Source organism: Streptomyces litmocidini, assembly GCF_014649755.1.
In the GTDB taxonomy this organism is placed as follows: Bacteria; Actinomycetota; Actinomycetes; order Streptomycetales; family Streptomycetaceae; genus Streptomyces; species Streptomyces litmocidini.
In genome coordinates this window covers 1-555 of record NZ_BMTQ01000084.1, presented here as the reverse complement: position 1 = coordinate 555, position 555 = coordinate 1, and the positions used below count along the sequence as shown (strand labels likewise).

Annotated in this window: 1 pseudogene; it reads right to left on the bottom strand. The window is 70.3% G+C overall.

Going from position 1 to position 555, the window contains the following annotated elements:
- A pseudogene (locus IE180_RS36050) lies at nucleotides 1–555 on the bottom strand (IS5 family transposase); the annotation flags it as partial.

Genomic DNA, 555 nt, shown 5'->3' with positions numbered 1-555 from the left:
GCAGTCCGCCCGCTGTCCCGGTGTGACGATCAGGGACAGAGGGCGGCAGCGGCCGTCCGCGCTCAGGTGGAGCTTGGTGGTGAACCCGCCCCGCGAGCGGCCCAGGCCTTCACCTCCTGCACCACCTCCACCAGGCGGGCGACGAGGCTCTGCCACGGCGTTTCGCCCTGGTGTTCTGCCGCCGCGTCCCCCTTTGAGCCGGGAGCCGGCGGTGGTTCGGTGCGGGCGCCGGCGGCGTGCTGATGTGCCCGCACGATGGTGGAGTCGACCGAGATCTCCCAGTCGATCTCTCCGGCCGCGTCGGCTTCGGCCTGAACCTGCTGGAGCAGGCGTTCCCAGGTTCCGTCGGCCGACCACAGGCGGTGGCGTTCATAGACCGTCTTCCACGGCCCGAACCGTTCGGGCAGGTCACGCCACTGAACACCGGTCCGCACCCGGTGCAAAATCCCGTCGATCACCTGCCGGTGATCCCGCCACCTGCCACAACGCCTGTTGCTGACCGGCAGGAACGGCCGCAGCCGTTCCCACTCGGCATCCGTCAGATCTCCCCGCCCC